Genomic DNA, 12,857 nt, shown 5'->3' with positions numbered 1-12,857 from the left:
AGCGAATCCGCTCGATCCCCTCGACTGCGCTCACACGGCGGAGCAGCTCGGTAAAGTTGACTTTTTCATGCTGACCGGAGAAGCGGCGGCCGTAGTTATTGACGTTCTGCCCAAGCAAAAACACCTCTTTGGCTCCCGATTCGGCGGCCTTGCGCGCTTCGGCGACAATCAGATCGGCCGGTATGGAGATCTCGTCGCCGCGCGTTTTAGGGACGATGCAGAACGTGCACTGCTTGTCGCATCCGATCGAGATATTGATGTAGGCTTTGTAAGGGCTTGAGCGGAAATCTTTGAAGGCGAACTGCGATTCGTCGAAATCGATGTCTATCTCGACCGCTTTGTCCCGATAAATCACCTCCCCGATTTTGGAAACGTTGCGCGCTCCGAGAACAAAATTCACATACGGTGCGCGCTTGATGATCTCTTTGCCAAGATGGGAAGCCGTACAGCCGCAAACGCCGATTTTTGCCCCCTCTTTTTTGAGCTTGTTAAAACCGCCGAGTTCGGAGAAGAGTTTATGAACCGGCTTTTCACGGACCGAACAGGTATTGATCAAAATCAGGTCGGCTTCGCGCGCGTCGTCCGTGAGTTCATACCCTTCCTGTGCGTTCAGCTCCGCAATCATATGCTCGGAATCGCGAACGTTCATCGCGCATCCGAGCGTTTCGATAAAGAGTTTTTTGGACATTAGAGGATATGAACCTCGTACATGTACTCGTTAGCGGAGAGACCGTAGCGCACTTCGCGCATATAAAAGCTTTTGCCTTCCCCTTCGAAGTGATCTTGCAGGGCAAGAAGGTCTTTGTGCGAATTTTCACGATCAAAATAGAGCATCAGCGAATTGGTTTTTTCGACCATTTCGGTGATTTTTTTCAGGTCGATTTTCTTTGGTTTCGCGTCATGTTCGCTGCGGGCAATTTTGAGTTCCATTCTGTATTCCCTTCTCTCATAGAGTTCTTGATATTGTCGGGATTATATCGGTGTTTCGATAAATATCGTATTAAGAGAAAATTATGTATAATACTTTTCCTTCATAAAAAAGCTTTCCCAACCAAACCGATTTTTTTATGAGTTTCGATTACCAACAAGGATATTGCTATGGAAAATATTTTAGATATTATTGATTCGATTGCCAACGAAAAAGGTCTCAGCCGCGAAAACGTCAAAGAGGCGATCAAAACGTCTTTCATCCAAACCGCCAAACGGATTATCAATCCGACGTTTGCCTTTGAAGCCGACATTGATGAGCGTACCAAACAGGTCAAACTCCGCCAGATCATCACCGTAGTCGCCGACGACGCTCCGGAACTGGAAGGGGAAGAAACAGGCGCCTACATGAGCCTGACCAATGCCCTGGAAATCGACGAAGATGCCGAAATCGGAGATCAGCTCCAGATGGAGCACGATATCGAAAGCTACGGCCGAAGCGCATTTGCAACACTGCACCGCGAAATAGAATTTCATATTCAGCGCCTCGTCGAAAACGAACTGTACGACAAATACAAAAGCAAGATCAATCAGATCGTCTCGGGACGCGTTACCCGCGTCGACGAACAGCAGAACACGACGATCGAAATCGATGAAATCCGTGCGGTCCTGCCGATGAAAAACCGCATCAAAGGCGAAAAATTCAAAGTCGGCGATATGGTGAGCGCGATCGTGCGCCGCGTCCATGTTGATAAAATCAACGGTATCTCGATGGAACTTTCACGCACGTCTCCAAAATTCCTCGAAGAGCTTCTTGCTCTCGAAGTTCCCGAAATCAAAGACGGCATCGTTGTGATCGAGAAATGTGCCCGTATTCCGGGTGAACGTGCCAAAATCGCCCTCTACACCAACCGTCCCCAGATCGATCCGATCGGTGCGACCGTCGGGGTACGCGGGGTACGGATCAACGCGGTGAGCGAAGAACTCTGCGGCGAAAATATCGACTGTGTCGAGTATACTCCGCAACCTGAATTGTTCATTTCCCGTGCCATGAGTCCGGCGATTATCTCCGCCGTTACGGTAGAAGAGACCGAAGAAGGGGAGAAAAAAGCGATCGTTACCCTTCCGAGCGATCAAAAATCCAAAGCGATCGGTAAAAGCGGTATCAACATCCGCCTCGCCTCAATGCTCACCGGTTACACCATCGAGCTGAACGAACAAGGCGGTACCGCCGCCGGCGAAAAAGCGGCCGAAGAGAAAAAAGAGGGACTCAGCTCGCTCGAAGCGCTTTTCGGGAATTAAAAAACTTTATCATCTCTTCACAAACGGATTTAACTTCAAAAGTATCGCATCGGCAATCTGATTGCCGATCAGCGTCAAAAACGCACTCATCATCAAAATCCCCATTATCACCGGATAATCCCGGCTCATTGCCGAGAGATAAAAAAGCTGCCCCATTCCTTCGATACCGAATATTGATTCAAGAATTACCGATCCTCCGATCAAACCGGGCAAAGAAAGCCCCAGCATCGTCACAATCGGAGGAAGCAGATTGGGAAGTATATAATAACGGATAATTTTCTTCTCGTCGATGCCACGCGCGCGGGCAAAATAGATATAGTCGCTTTTGAGGATTTCGATCACCAGCGAACGGACGTAGAGTGTTAAACTTCCAACCCCTACAAAAACCATCACTGCGATCGGAAGCGTCAAATGCCACGCCATATCAAGATAATACCCTATCCCTGCAGGAGGTTCGAGAGAATGCAGACCGTTCAGGGGAAACCAGCCCAGCACAAAACCCAAAAGCAGCATCAGCACCAATGCCAGATAATACGAAGGCATCGCAAAACTCACCAGCGAAAATTGTATCAAGGCGCTATCCTTGCGGCTTCCATAATGCATCGCAGCCGTTATCCCAAGCCATAACGAGAGGACGAACGTCAACAGCAAAGCAACGATATTCATCCACAGCGTTACCGGTAACCTCTCCGCAACCACCTCGCTGACCTGTGCACCGTTCGTAAACGAAATCCCAAAGTTCAGATGCACCAGATTGACGACCCAATCCGCATATTGTCGGAATAACGGCTTGTCAAGACCATAAACCGCTTTAAGCTGCGCAATTGCTTCGGGTGTCATGTTAGGGTTGAGTTCGCCGCCGCTAAAGCTGTTAGGCGCCATATGAATCGCCCCGAATGAGAGCAGTGAAATCAATACTAACATTAAAACAGTATACGCAAGAGAACGGAACAGATATTTCATACGATGATTATAGCGGAAGAGGGAAAGAAAAGTAAAAAGAAGGTTCATCCCCAAAAGGGGACAAGAACCTCTTAGAAGTTAAGAGTCAAATATGCTTGTACGGTATCGTACTGGCTTCCGTTGTTTTGGTCGTCAGCATCCGTTGAAACGTATGCCAATGTTGCATCCAACGGTCCGAAAGATTTAGTAGCTGTTACCGCAACTTCGTCCATCTCTTTTGTGCTTCCTGCAACACCTGCAGCAATGTCATTGCTGACAGTTGTGTAGTATACACCGAATTTTGCAACGTCTTTCATCGTGTATTCAGCTGTCAAATTAACGGCTTCCGCGTCTTTAGACCCAACATAGGTGTAGTTCCACCATGCTTCAGTATACAGTTTAGACTGACCTGATGCCGCAACGTTTTGGATTTGAACAGTACCTTTGTCATCCGCTTGTGAATACGCAGCCGAAACGTTCAGCCCTTCGATCCCTTGATACGCAAGTTTGAACGCGTATGCAGAAGAGTCTTGTGCCGTGTTACCAAGTTTACCGTCTTTTTTAGGATCGATATCTGCGTATTGAGCACCGATTTTAACACCTTTAACCAGTTGGCAGTCGATGTCCGCTTGAAGCCAGAAAGCATCCGCAACCATACCGATGTTGTAGTACCACCCTTGAAGTGTCAACGGTTTGAACGAGTTGTTTACGATCCCGGCAGCGTACGCGCCGTTTTCCATGAACGTACCGAATTTAGCGGCGTCTCTCATGATACCGTCTCTGTCCGCAGCAGAAGCACTTGCAGTGATGGCGTCAACACCGTTGCTTTTACCGACCCATGCCGCAACAACAGTTGTGTCAGGGATGTCTTGGTTGATAACAACTGCTGCGTCGAACGTATTCGGAACGATTGACCATTTTTCAGAGAACGCCAACGGAGTATCAAGCTCCATACGACCTACTTTAAGAGTTGTTTTACCCATTGTTCCGGCCAACCAGAGTTCGCCCATCCATGAGTTGTCTTCAACAGCTGTATCGTGTCCACCCGTCCAAGTGTTCGCAACAAGGTTGTTTTCAAGTCCGAGAGTACTGATGGCGTATGCCGTCGCACCCATAGAAACACCTTTAACCAAATCAGCGGTTACACCCAAACGAAGCGCCGTGTCAGCATAGCTGTTAGCTTGATCGAAAAGATCGTCGCTGATACCTGCTGCCTGATCTTTGTTATCGGTACCGTAGTAAAGTTTCGCGTCACCGCTTACCTTTACATTATCGATTGCGAACGCGCTTGCGCCCAGCATTACTGCTGCGGCAAGAGACATTTTTACTAACTTCATTGATTCTCCTTAAGTTAAGTTTGACCTTATGTTTTTGTTTCGTCGGGATTAATTGTAACGCCGCTAATCTTAAACATAGCTGTGAAAAAAAAATTTCATTTACTTTCTGTTTACCACTAGCAAATCCCTATTTTAGGGAATGTGACAAAAATGTCACAATTAATTTTTGGAGCGGCGGAGAGTTTATGAGTGGGTTTATGGTATAGTATGTATTTAGTATCAATTTATCAAATAATTCAAAGGATTCGATAATGAAAGCATCGTTCGTCATCACCGCAACTGCCTGTGCCTTGACTTTAATCGGCTGTGCCAACCGCGAAGGAGTCTCTCCGTCTCAAAACGCATCGCTCCAAACGGTCTCTCCAAGCAGTACCGCAGCTTCCGAAGGGGGTGCAATGCAGCGCTCGCTGGATGCATGGCTAAAAGAGGAATGGACCCCAATGACCCAGTCCGCACCCGTCACGACAACGACAAAAGCAGCGGACGGAACGGTCGTAACGGTCACTAAAGATTCAAAACAGGTCGTCACGACGACGACCGCGCCAAGCGGAGAGGTCGTGACGACAACCGTGCCGGCAGAACCCGAACCCGAGGACAACACGCCGTTTACGTTGCAAAAATATGCGGATAAGTGGAAAGTCTATCATGATAATAAAGCAAAAATGAATGAAGGGAAGCCCAAAGAGCCTTCTCACGTAGACATGATGAACACTCTTCCGGTGGTTGGTAAGTAACTATCGGTAACATATGATCGGGCGAAACAGGAGATAATTCTCCGAACGCCCGGTTTGACTTATTCTCTTTCGTCCCAGATAAAGACGGTTTTTCCTTCGGCATTCTTTTCGACCGCAGCCATTCCCATGATATTGTATCCCGCGTCCACATAATGAACTTCTCCACTCACACCCGATGCCAGATCGCTGAGAAGATACATCGCCGAATTTCCGACCTCCTCGATCGTAACGTTTTTGCGAAGCGGAGCATTCGCTTCGTTCCAATTAAGGATTTGTTTGAAATCGCCGATGCCGCTGGCGGCCAATGTACGGATCGGGCCGGCGCTGATCGCGTTGACGCGCTGGCCTTTCGCGCCCAGTTCCACCGCCATATAGCGCACCGTTGATTCAAGCGCTGCTTTCGCCACTCCCATCACGTTGTAATTCGGGATATATTTTGGTCCGCCGAGGTAGCTGAGGGTAATGACCGAAGCACCCGGAGCCAAAACATTTTCCAAACGGTTTGTAAGGTCGATCAGCGAATACACAGAGATGTCCATCGCGATTTGAAACGCCTCTTTGGATGTTTTCATAAACCCTTCGGTAAGAGCTTCTTTCGGAGCGAATGCAACCGAATGGACCAAAAAGTCGATTTGTCCGAAATCGGCGGCTACTTTGTCTGCGATAGAGGCCATATCCGCTTCATCCGAAACATCCAGTTTATAAACGGGAGAGTTGTCAAACGATGCCGCAATCGGTTCAACCCGCTTTTGAAGCGCCTCGTTCAAATAAGTGAACGCCATTTTGGCACCTTGAGCATGAAGCGCTTCGGCGATGCCGTACGCAATCGATTTGTCGTTGGCAAGTCCGACGATGAGCCCTTTTTTACCTTGCATTAACATGAATAGTTATTCTCCTTTTTTCGTATTTAATTCTGAAGCCTGTTCGATCATGCTACAAAAATCACTTGCACTGAGGGCGCCTGATCCGACCAATACGCCCTCCACATTGTCAAGCGCCATAATCTCCCGGGCGTTATCAACCTTTACGCTCCCGCCGTACAACAGCGGAGCGGATGTTTTGGCGCGAAGGGCGCCATGGATAAGCTCGATGTCGCGTAACGACGGCGTCAGCCCTGTCCCGATCGCCCATACCGGCTCGTACGCGATGATCAGATCGGGATACTTCAGGTCGATCCCTTCGAACTGCTTGTCAATATACTCCATCAAGGCGTCGTTCCCCTCTTCGCGGACTTCCAGCGGTTCACCGACGCAGTAAACGATGGCGAAGCCCCGCTCCGCGAAAAAACGAAATTTTTCGGCAATTGACTCTTGCGTTTCACCGAGGATATGACGGCGCTCGCTGTGACCGATCAGAATCGTTTCGATCCCGAACTCTTCAAGCTGCTCAAGAGCGATTTCCCCCGTGAATGCGCCGTTTTGTACCGGATAGGCATTTTGTACCCCGACCAGTACATTTCGTCCGTAATGCTCCAGAGCCGTAAACGGCGGAAACACGATAACCGTATCGGAGATGCCGTTGGCACTGACAAACGATTCCACAACCGCCATATAGGCCTGCGTTTCCTGTCGCGTTTTATTGGCTTTAAAATTCGCACACACTATCATGACGGTCTCCTTTTTTATTTCAACAGCGGTTTGACGCCGGGAAGCACTTTACCTTCCAGCAGCTCCAGCGACGCTCCGCCGCCGGTGGAGATGAAGGTAATCTCCTCGTCCAAACCCACGCGCTGGACCAAATCAGCGGTATCTCCGCCGCCTACAACCGTCGTTGCGTACGAATCGGCGACAAAATGGGCGATTTTGTTCGAGCCGCGCGCAAATCGATCCATTTCATACACGCCCATCGGTCCGTTCCACAAAATCGTTTGAACATCGGCCAGCACCTGACGGTACAACCGCACCGTTGCGGGTCCGATATCCAATCCCATCCAACCGCTTGGAATTTCTTGGATGCTTACCAAGCGGCTCATGGCGTCGGGAGCAAACTTCTCTGCCGCAACGACATCGACCGGAAGATAGAATTTGACGCCGAGTTTTTTGGCCTCTTCCATGATGTTAAGTGCTTCGGGGATCAGATCGTCTTCTACCAACGAATTGCCGACATCGTGACCCAATGCTTTGAGGAATGTAAACGCCATCCCCCCTCCGATAAGTATTTTGTCGACTTTGGGCAACAGGTTGATCAGCGCTTCAAGTTTGCCCGAAACCTTGCTTCCCCCAACGATCGCCGCAAAAGGGCGTACGGGACGGTCAAGCAGCGTACCGAAAAACTGAATCTCTTTTTGGAGCAAAAAGCCTGCCGCTTTGTGCTCGTCATCAAAATACGCCGTAATGCCCTCAACCGACGCATGGGCGCGGTGGCTGACGCCGAACGCGTCGTTGATGTAGACTTCCGCCATCGATGCCATCGCACGGCTGAGTTCGGGATCGTTTTTCGTCTCCCCTTTTTCAAAACGGAGATTTTCGAGCAAAAGGATCTCTCCGCCTTTAAGTTCGGAAGCCAGTTTCATCGCGCTTTCTCCGACAACGTCAGCGGCCATTTTAATGTCGATTTTCAGAAGTTGATGCAGACGTCGTGCAATCGGGGAGAGGGAATACTTTTCATCCGGTTCTCCTTTCGGACGGCCAAAATGAGAACCCAGAATAATCGCACATCCCTGATCCAGGCAGTAATTGACCGTGGACAATGCCGAACGGATACGGCGATCGTCGGTAATATTGCCGTAATCGTCCATCGGGACGTTAAAATCGCATCGGATAAATACTTTTTTGCCTTTGATATCACACTCTTTGATGCTGAGCAACTGCATACATTTCCTTCTTACTGTAAGATTGATAAATTTATTTTTTACTGATAAACAAAGCCATCTCGATCAGACGGTTCGAATATCCCCATTCATTATCGTACCATGCCATGATTTTGATCAGATTCCCGTCGATAACCTGAATAAGGTCATCGGCCACTGTGGCGCTGAACGCTGATCCGACAAAATCCTGAGATACCCGATAACGTTCATCGACTTCCAATATCCCTTTGAGCTGATTAAGCGCGTACGATTTGAACAGGGCGCTGATCTCCTCTTTGCTGGTTCGGCGTGACACCAGTACGTTCAAATCGACCATAGAGACATCCGGCGTCGGCACCCGTACGCTTTGACCGTGCAGTTTTCCTTCCAGATTCGGCAATACCAGACTGATCGCTTTCGCGGCTCCGGTCGTTGTGGGAACCATATTGACCCCTGCGGCGCGCGAGCGGCGCATATCGGTGCCGTGCGCGCTGTCGATAACCGCCTGACCGTTGGTATAGGCATGGATCGTCGTCATCAGCCCTTTTTCGATTCCGAACGTCTCATCCAGGATTTTCGCGATCGGTCCCAAACAATTCGTCGTGCACGAAGCGTTCGAAATGATCCGTTCCCCTTGGTACAGGTGTTCATTGACCCCCAGTACGTACGTCGGAATGTCACTGTCCTTCGTCGGCGCCGAAAGGATCACTTTTTTGACCCCTTTGTCCAGATGGTGCTTTGTCAATGCGCCCGTCAAAAAGAGTCCGCTGCATTCCAAAACGACATCCGCTCCGCAAGAGGCGAAATCAAGGTTCTCAGGGTTTTTTTCGCTGAAAACCTCGATCCGTTTCCCGTTGATCAGAAGATGGTTTGCGTCTGCAATGGCCGCATCTCCGTCAAAAGGACCGTGAACCGAATCGTTTTGCAGCAGGTACAGCATCATGTCGATCGATGTCATGTCATTGATCGCAACCAGCTCCACATCTTCGCGCGAGGCGATGACGCGGGTTACCGATCGGCCGATCCGGCCAAAGCCGTTAATAGCAATCTTCAGTGCCATCACCTAGTCCTAAGCTCTTAATTAGGGGGTGATTTTACCAAAATTCGGTTATAATTTGGATTAAAAAAGACAGGGCTATGAAGCTTGCACTTTACGGCGGCAGTTTCGATCCGCCTCATGCCGGTCATGTCGGTGTTGTCACCGCAGCGCTGAGAGCTTTGCCGATCGATCGGCTGGTCATCGTGCCCGCGGAACGCAACCCGTTTAAACCGGTCGTGCGGGCAGAAGGAACCGTTCGGTACCAATGGCTGAGAAAAATTTTTGCCTCGTACGAAAAGGTCGAGATCAGCGATTTTGAACTCGCTCAGCGCAGAAGCGTCTACACCATCGAAACAGTCAGACACTTCGCACCCTTCTGCGATGAGATTTACCTCATCATCGGTGCGGACAATCTGGATACCCTGGAACAATGGCACTGTTTTGACGAACTGAACGCCATGGTCCGCTGGGCCGTCGCCTCACGGGGAGAGATTCCCATACCGGCCAACATGATCGAACTGCGTGTCGACGTACCGATCAGCTCAACCGATTTTCGGAACCGGTTTACCCCTTTGGGGCTCGAACCGGAGATTGAAAACGAAATCATCACCTATTACAAGGAACTCAATGAACTCACGAATTGAAAAAATCAGCCAGATTTTGGACCAAAACAAAGCCGAAGCGATCGAAGTGTTCGATCTTCGCGGCGGAGACTATTTCGCCGATTACGTTATCATCGCCTCGTCATTGAACGAACGCCACACTTTCGCGTTGCTCGACTACCTCAAAAAAGGGCTTAAACCCGAAGAACAGTTTTTAGGCATCGATGAGAGCGGGGACTGGATCGCGGTCGATCTGGGAGATATCCTGATCCACATCCTAACCCCGCAATACCGGAGCAAATACGATTTGGAAACTTTTTTGAGCGAGATTGCGGCGCGCAAAGCCAAAGCCTAAATGTTTTTTCTGAAAAAAGCCCTTGGGTCGGTGCTGATGCCCTTCCCCCTTTTTTTGATCCTGTTCGGGATCGGGCTTTACCTTTGGTACCGTGGATCGCTCAAATGGTCCGGGAGAGTGATTTTTGCGGCAGTCGCCTGGATCACCCTTCTTTCATACGCTCCCTTCTCTTCCCTGCTGATTTTCCCTCTCGAAGAACGCTATCCAAGCTTCAAACCCTCGACGCATGCCGATGCGCGCTATATTCACGTATTGGGAAGCGGCCATGCAAGCAATCCCGACATTCCCCTTTCCTCGCAGCTGGGTACGGCATCGCTGGTCCGTGTGAACGAAGGGGTGGCCCTCTACAAAAGCCGTCCGGGGATGAAACTGATCTTCAGCGGGTTCGGCTATACCGATGTCGTTTCCAACGCCCGGAAAAACGCCGAAATGGCGATGATGCTGGGGGTGCCTTCAAACGACATCATTCTCCTCGAAATGCCCAAAGATACGGCCGAAGAGGCATTGGCAGTGAAAGCGATCGTTGGCGGCGAACCGCTGATCTTAGTCACCTCAGCATCGCACATGCCCAGAGCCGCGGCGCTTTTTGCCAAAGCGGGAGTCAACGTACTCCCCGCACCGACCGATTTCCAGGTCAAAAAAGCGGCCGAAATCTGGGACTTGCCTTCGGCCGAAGGGCTGCAACGTTCCGAAGCGGCGTTTCACGAGTATCTTGGGCTTGCATGGGGAAAACTGCGCAGACTGATCTAGCGAGATTGTGAAAACCGAGATAAAGTTTAAAGTTGGTTGATTGTTAGTGAAGTGCGAGTAAGTGGTGCGCCCGAAGGAATTCGAATCCCTGACCGCCGGTACCGCAAACCGGTGCTCTATCCAGCTGAGCTACGGACGCATTTAAAAGAGAACGAAATTATAGCTGATAAACCTTATAACTATCTGAGTTGGTTGATTTTCAAGACGAATTCGACTTCGGCTTTCGACAATCGCAACTCTTTGGCAATCGCGTCTACTTCAAGGCCCTGATTGTATCGGGTGATCACTTTTTCATCATCCAATCCGCTGATCGACGTTGGCAGAGAAAGGTTTCGGATACGCTCTTCAAGATAACGCAAACGGCTTTCGGTTTTTTCTTTGTGGGATGTGAAACTCTCCTCGATAACCCCCAACGATTCCATAATGGGAACCGATATCTCGTTCACCTCGCGTCCCAGTTCCGCGTGGAGCGAATGCTGACTCACCGGAACACTCTCTTGCAGCGATGCGATGATCTCAAGCTCCTGCTTGAGCCGTTTGTCCATCATGAACAATTCTCTGTGAAGATCTTCCGCCGCTTTGGCGACGGCTCGAATCTGCGAATGCGTTTCGCTCTCTTTGCTCACGACGTAATAGATAAGCCCCACCACCATAACGGCCAGAGCGATCAGCGCAATCTCGATTCCGTAAGTCATTCGTGCCCTTTCAAGTGACGGATCATTGCCCGCTCGCGCGCCATCATGTACGATCCCCACTCGCTCTCGTCGCGCGGATGAATTCGGATGATTTTCGCCAGTACGGGAGAAAGAGCTTCAAAGTACAGCGCCGTATCCCTCTTGGGATGAACCGGCAATTCAAGCCGCCCGTAATAGTTCTCACCCGTGACCAACAGCGGTTCAAGGAGTTCAAAATGCTCGAATCCGATCCGGCCTATTGCCCCGCTTTGCGTCAAATCGATCCGCTGGGGAGCCGTATTGAGGATCAAATTTTCGAGACGGTCCATTTTACGGTACAGCTCGACCAACAGATGGATGGCAACCGGATCGCTCTCGCTCGTCTCCCCTTTGGCTTTGGCATTTCTCAGCCATTGGCCTATCGCATCGTCTTCGCTCTCGCTCATCCGGGAATATTCTCTTTCAAATCCCTGCGTATCAACCGCCACATTATCGAATGCCACCTCCAAAGGAGCGTCAATCAGCCGTACATCACTCATACTATCACCTCATCCAAGATAATCAGCCCGATAAACACGAATCCGAGATACCCGTTCACCGTAAAAAAAGCGCGGTCTATCTGAGTAAAATCACGTCGCACCAGATAGTGTTCATACGTCAGCATCAGAGCCGAAAAGACAACGGCAGCCACTGCAAAATAGCCCAAATCTGCTTCGCCGACGAACAACGCCCAGAAAAGAACGGCTAAAAGATGAAACAATGCCGAAATTTTCAGCGTGGCGGCACTGCCAAAACGCGAAGGGATCGAATGCAGCCCGCGTTCGCGGTCAAACTCCATATCCTGCAGCGAATACAGCAGGTCAAACCCGGCTACCCAAAACATAACGCCGATGCTCAACCATACCGACCACAACGGAATCGCTCCGGTAACCGCTACCGCTCCGGCTATCGGAGCAAGCCCGAGCGATATCCCCAAAACAATATGCGCCATCGAACTGAACCGTTTGAAATACGAATAGCTGAGCAATACGATAATAATCGGCCCGCTCAAATAAAAGGCAAGATCGTTGATGAAATAGGCGACCGCCATAAACACCAAAGCGTTCACCGCAGTGAAAATCGCGATCGATGCCGGATTAAGCCTTCCATCGACACTGGGTCGTCCTGCCGTTCGAGGGTTGTCAACGTCAAAAACACGGTCAACGTAACGGTTGAATCCCATTGCGGCGTTACGCGCGCTGATCGCCGCAAGTACCCCTAGAATCAGCAATGTGAATCCGAACCATCCGTCTGCGGCGACGATCATTGCGATAAAAATAAACGGAAGAGAAAAAACGGTATGCTGAAACATCACCAGTTCGTTAAAATCCTGCAGTTTTTTCGCCAGTCGCTTCACGTATCACCTTT

16 protein-coding genes and 1 tRNA gene are annotated in these 12,857 nt (G+C 49.9%); 5 read left to right on the top strand and 12 right to left on the bottom strand.

Translation table 11 applies throughout. The features are described from left to right. Together JU82_RS10650 and JU82_RS10645 are read right to left on the bottom strand one after the other, a co-directional pair. The coding region (locus tag JU82_RS10650; protein WP_037950468.1) for a radical SAM protein at positions 1-688 on the bottom strand (688 nt) is incomplete at its 3' end. Then, complete coding sequence (locus JU82_RS10645; protein WP_037950465.1) at positions 688-930, bottom strand: HP0268 family nuclease; 243 nt, start codon at positions 928-930, stop codon at positions 688-690. The genes JU82_RS10645 and JU82_RS10650, both read right to left, overlap by 1 nt. Before the next feature lie 168 nt (positions 931-1,098). Between JU82_RS10645 and nusA the strand changes: the two genes are divergently transcribed. Further along, positions 1,099-2,229, top strand: coding sequence for a transcription termination factor NusA (nusA, locus tag JU82_RS10640; RefSeq protein ID WP_037950462.1), 1,131 nt, complete (start codon positions 1,099-1,101; stop codon positions 2,227-2,229). Positions 2,230-2,238: 9 nt separating this feature from the next. Here the strand turns inward: nusA and JU82_RS10635 are convergent, their stop codons facing one another. Both JU82_RS10635 and JU82_RS10630 read right to left on the bottom strand, forming a co-directional pair. After that, positions 2,239-3,192 carry an ABC transporter permease gene (locus JU82_RS10635; protein ID WP_037950471.1) on the bottom strand — a complete coding sequence of 318 codons (954 nt, stop codon included), beginning with the start codon at positions 3,190-3,192 and terminating at the stop codon, positions 2,239-2,241. A 71-nt stretch (positions 3,193-3,263) separates the two neighbouring features. Continuing rightward, on the bottom strand, positions 3,264-4,508 hold the full coding sequence (locus tag JU82_RS10630) for a porin (RefSeq protein ID WP_037950460.1): 1,245 nt from the start codon (positions 4,506-4,508) through the stop codon (positions 3,264-3,266). Between the two features lie 251 nt (positions 4,509-4,759). Between JU82_RS10630 and JU82_RS10625 the strand changes: the two genes are divergently transcribed. Continuing rightward, positions 4,760-5,242: a hypothetical protein gene (locus tag JU82_RS10625; RefSeq protein WP_037950458.1), complete on the top strand. Its 483-nt coding sequence runs from the start codon at positions 4,760-4,762 to the stop codon at positions 5,240-5,242. 59 nt (positions 5,243-5,301) lie between these two features. On the opposite strand, the gene fabI is transcribed toward JU82_RS10625, so the two are convergent. From fabI to gap, 4 genes are read right to left on the bottom strand one after another with little or no spacing between them, the layout of a single operon-like run. Beyond that, a complete protein-coding gene (gene fabI / locus JU82_RS10620; RefSeq protein WP_037950455.1) occupies positions 5,302-6,123 on the bottom strand; it encodes an enoyl-ACP reductase FabI in 822 nt (273 codons plus the stop codon). A 6-nt stretch (positions 6,124-6,129) separates the two neighbouring features. Beyond that, positions 6,130-6,849, bottom strand: coding sequence for a triose-phosphate isomerase (locus JU82_RS10615; protein ID WP_037950452.1), 720 nt, complete (start codon positions 6,847-6,849; stop codon positions 6,130-6,132). Positions 6,850-6,863: 14 nt separating this feature from the next. Further along, positions 6,864-8,054: a phosphoglycerate kinase gene (locus tag JU82_RS10610; protein ID WP_037950450.1), complete on the bottom strand. Its 1,191-nt coding sequence runs from the start codon at positions 8,052-8,054 to the stop codon at positions 6,864-6,866. 31 nt (positions 8,055-8,085) lie between these two features. After that, positions 8,086-9,090 carry a type I glyceraldehyde-3-phosphate dehydrogenase gene (gene gap / locus JU82_RS10605; RefSeq protein WP_037950448.1) on the bottom strand — a complete coding sequence of 335 codons (1,005 nt, stop codon included), beginning with the start codon at positions 9,088-9,090 and terminating at the stop codon, positions 8,086-8,088. A 77-nt stretch (positions 9,091-9,167) separates the two neighbouring features. Here gap and nadD point away from each other — a divergent pair, with 77 nt between their 5' ends. From nadD to elyC, 3 genes are read left to right on the top strand one after another with little or no spacing between them, the layout of a single operon-like run. Continuing rightward, on the top strand, positions 9,168-9,713 hold the full coding sequence (gene nadD / locus JU82_RS10600) for a nicotinate (nicotinamide) nucleotide adenylyltransferase (RefSeq protein ID WP_037950443.1): 546 nt from the start codon (positions 9,168-9,170) through the stop codon (positions 9,711-9,713). Beyond that, positions 9,697-10,026, top strand: a complete 330-nt coding sequence (rsfS, locus tag JU82_RS10595) for a ribosome silencing factor (RefSeq protein WP_037950440.1) — start codon at positions 9,697-9,699, stop codon at positions 10,024-10,026. The genes nadD and rsfS overlap by 17 nt, the downstream gene beginning before the upstream one ends. Then, positions 10,027-10,776, top strand: a complete 750-nt coding sequence (gene elyC, locus JU82_RS10590; RefSeq protein ID WP_037950435.1) for an envelope biogenesis factor ElyC — start codon at positions 10,027-10,029, stop codon at positions 10,774-10,776. A gap of 62 nt (positions 10,777-10,838) precedes the next feature. Here the strand turns inward: elyC and JU82_RS10585 are convergent. The 4 genes from JU82_RS10585 to mqnP all read right to left on the bottom strand — a co-directional run bounded on the left by JU82_RS10585 (position 10,839) and on the right by mqnP (position 12,846). Continuing rightward, a tRNA-Arg gene (locus JU82_RS10585) sits at positions 10,839-10,915 on the bottom strand. Positions 10,916-10,955: 40 nt separating this feature from the next. Next, positions 10,956-11,471, bottom strand: a complete 516-nt coding sequence (locus JU82_RS10580; protein ID WP_037950431.1) for a hypothetical protein — start codon at positions 11,469-11,471, stop codon at positions 10,956-10,958. Further along, positions 11,468-11,989 (bottom strand): hypothetical protein, encoded by a 522-nt coding sequence (locus JU82_RS10575; protein ID WP_037950428.1) that lies wholly within the window; start codon positions 11,987-11,989, stop codon positions 11,468-11,470. The genes JU82_RS10580 and JU82_RS10575 overlap by 4 nt, the downstream gene beginning before the upstream one ends. After that, the gene (mqnP, locus tag JU82_RS10570) at positions 11,986-12,846 is read right to left on the bottom strand and encodes a menaquinone biosynthesis prenyltransferase MqnP (protein ID WP_037950425.1); all 861 of its coding nucleotides are present in this window, start codon (positions 12,844-12,846) and stop codon (positions 11,986-11,988) included. Before mqnP ends, JU82_RS10575 begins: the two co-directional genes overlap by 4 nt. Positions 12,847-12,857 lie beyond the last annotated feature (11 nt).

It is taken from the genome of Sulfuricurvum sp. MLSB (assembly GCF_000747095.1).
GTDB lineage: Bacteria > Campylobacterota > Campylobacteria > Campylobacterales > Sulfurimonadaceae > Sulfuricurvum.
The sequence above is the reverse complement of the archived record's forward strand: the minus strand, read 5'-3'. Positions and strand labels throughout refer to the sequence as shown.

What these genes read in the sequence shown, in the direction of transcription:
- JU82_RS10645 (WP_037950465.1), bottom strand. Translation starts at nt 930, where the DNA reads ATGGAACTCAAAATTGCCCGCAGCGAACATGACGCGAAACCAAAGAAA.
- nusA (WP_037950462.1), top strand. Translation starts at nt 1,099, where the DNA reads ATGGAAAATATTTTAGATATTATTGATTCGATTGCCAACGAAAAAGGT.
- JU82_RS10635 (WP_037950471.1), bottom strand. Translation starts at nt 3,192, where the DNA reads ATGAAATATCTGTTCCGTTCTCTTGCGTATACTGTTTTAATGTTAGTA.
- JU82_RS10630 (WP_037950460.1), bottom strand. Translation starts at nt 4,508, where the DNA reads ATGAAGTTAGTAAAAATGTCTCTTGCCGCAGCAGTAATGCTGGGCGCA.
- JU82_RS10625 (WP_037950458.1), top strand. Translation starts at nt 4,760, where the DNA reads ATGAAAGCATCGTTCGTCATCACCGCAACTGCCTGTGCCTTGACTTTA.
- fabI (WP_037950455.1), bottom strand. Translation starts at nt 6,123, where the DNA reads ATGTTAATGCAAGGTAAAAAAGGGCTCATCGTCGGACTTGCCAACGAC.
- JU82_RS10615 (WP_037950452.1), bottom strand. Translation starts at nt 6,849, where the DNA reads ATGATAGTGTGTGCGAATTTTAAAGCCAATAAAACGCGACAGGAAACG.
- JU82_RS10610 (WP_037950450.1), bottom strand. Translation starts at nt 8,054, where the DNA reads ATGCAGTTGCTCAGCATCAAAGAGTGTGATATCAAAGGCAAAAAAGTA.
- gap (WP_037950448.1), bottom strand. Translation starts at nt 9,090, where the DNA reads ATGGCACTGAAGATTGCTATTAACGGCTTTGGCCGGATCGGCCGATCG.
- nadD (WP_037950443.1), top strand. Translation starts at nt 9,168, where the DNA reads ATGAAGCTTGCACTTTACGGCGGCAGTTTCGATCCGCCTCATGCCGGT.
- rsfS (WP_037950440.1), top strand. Translation starts at nt 9,697, where the DNA reads ATGAACTCACGAATTGAAAAAATCAGCCAGATTTTGGACCAAAACAAA.
- elyC (WP_037950435.1), top strand. Translation starts at nt 10,027, where the DNA reads ATGTTTTTTCTGAAAAAAGCCCTTGGGTCGGTGCTGATGCCCTTCCCC.
- JU82_RS10580 (WP_037950431.1), bottom strand. Translation starts at nt 11,471, where the DNA reads ATGACTTACGGAATCGAGATTGCGCTGATCGCTCTGGCCGTTATGGTG.
- JU82_RS10575 (WP_037950428.1), bottom strand. Translation starts at nt 11,989, where the DNA reads ATGAGTGATGTACGGCTGATTGACGCTCCTTTGGAGGTGGCATTCGAT.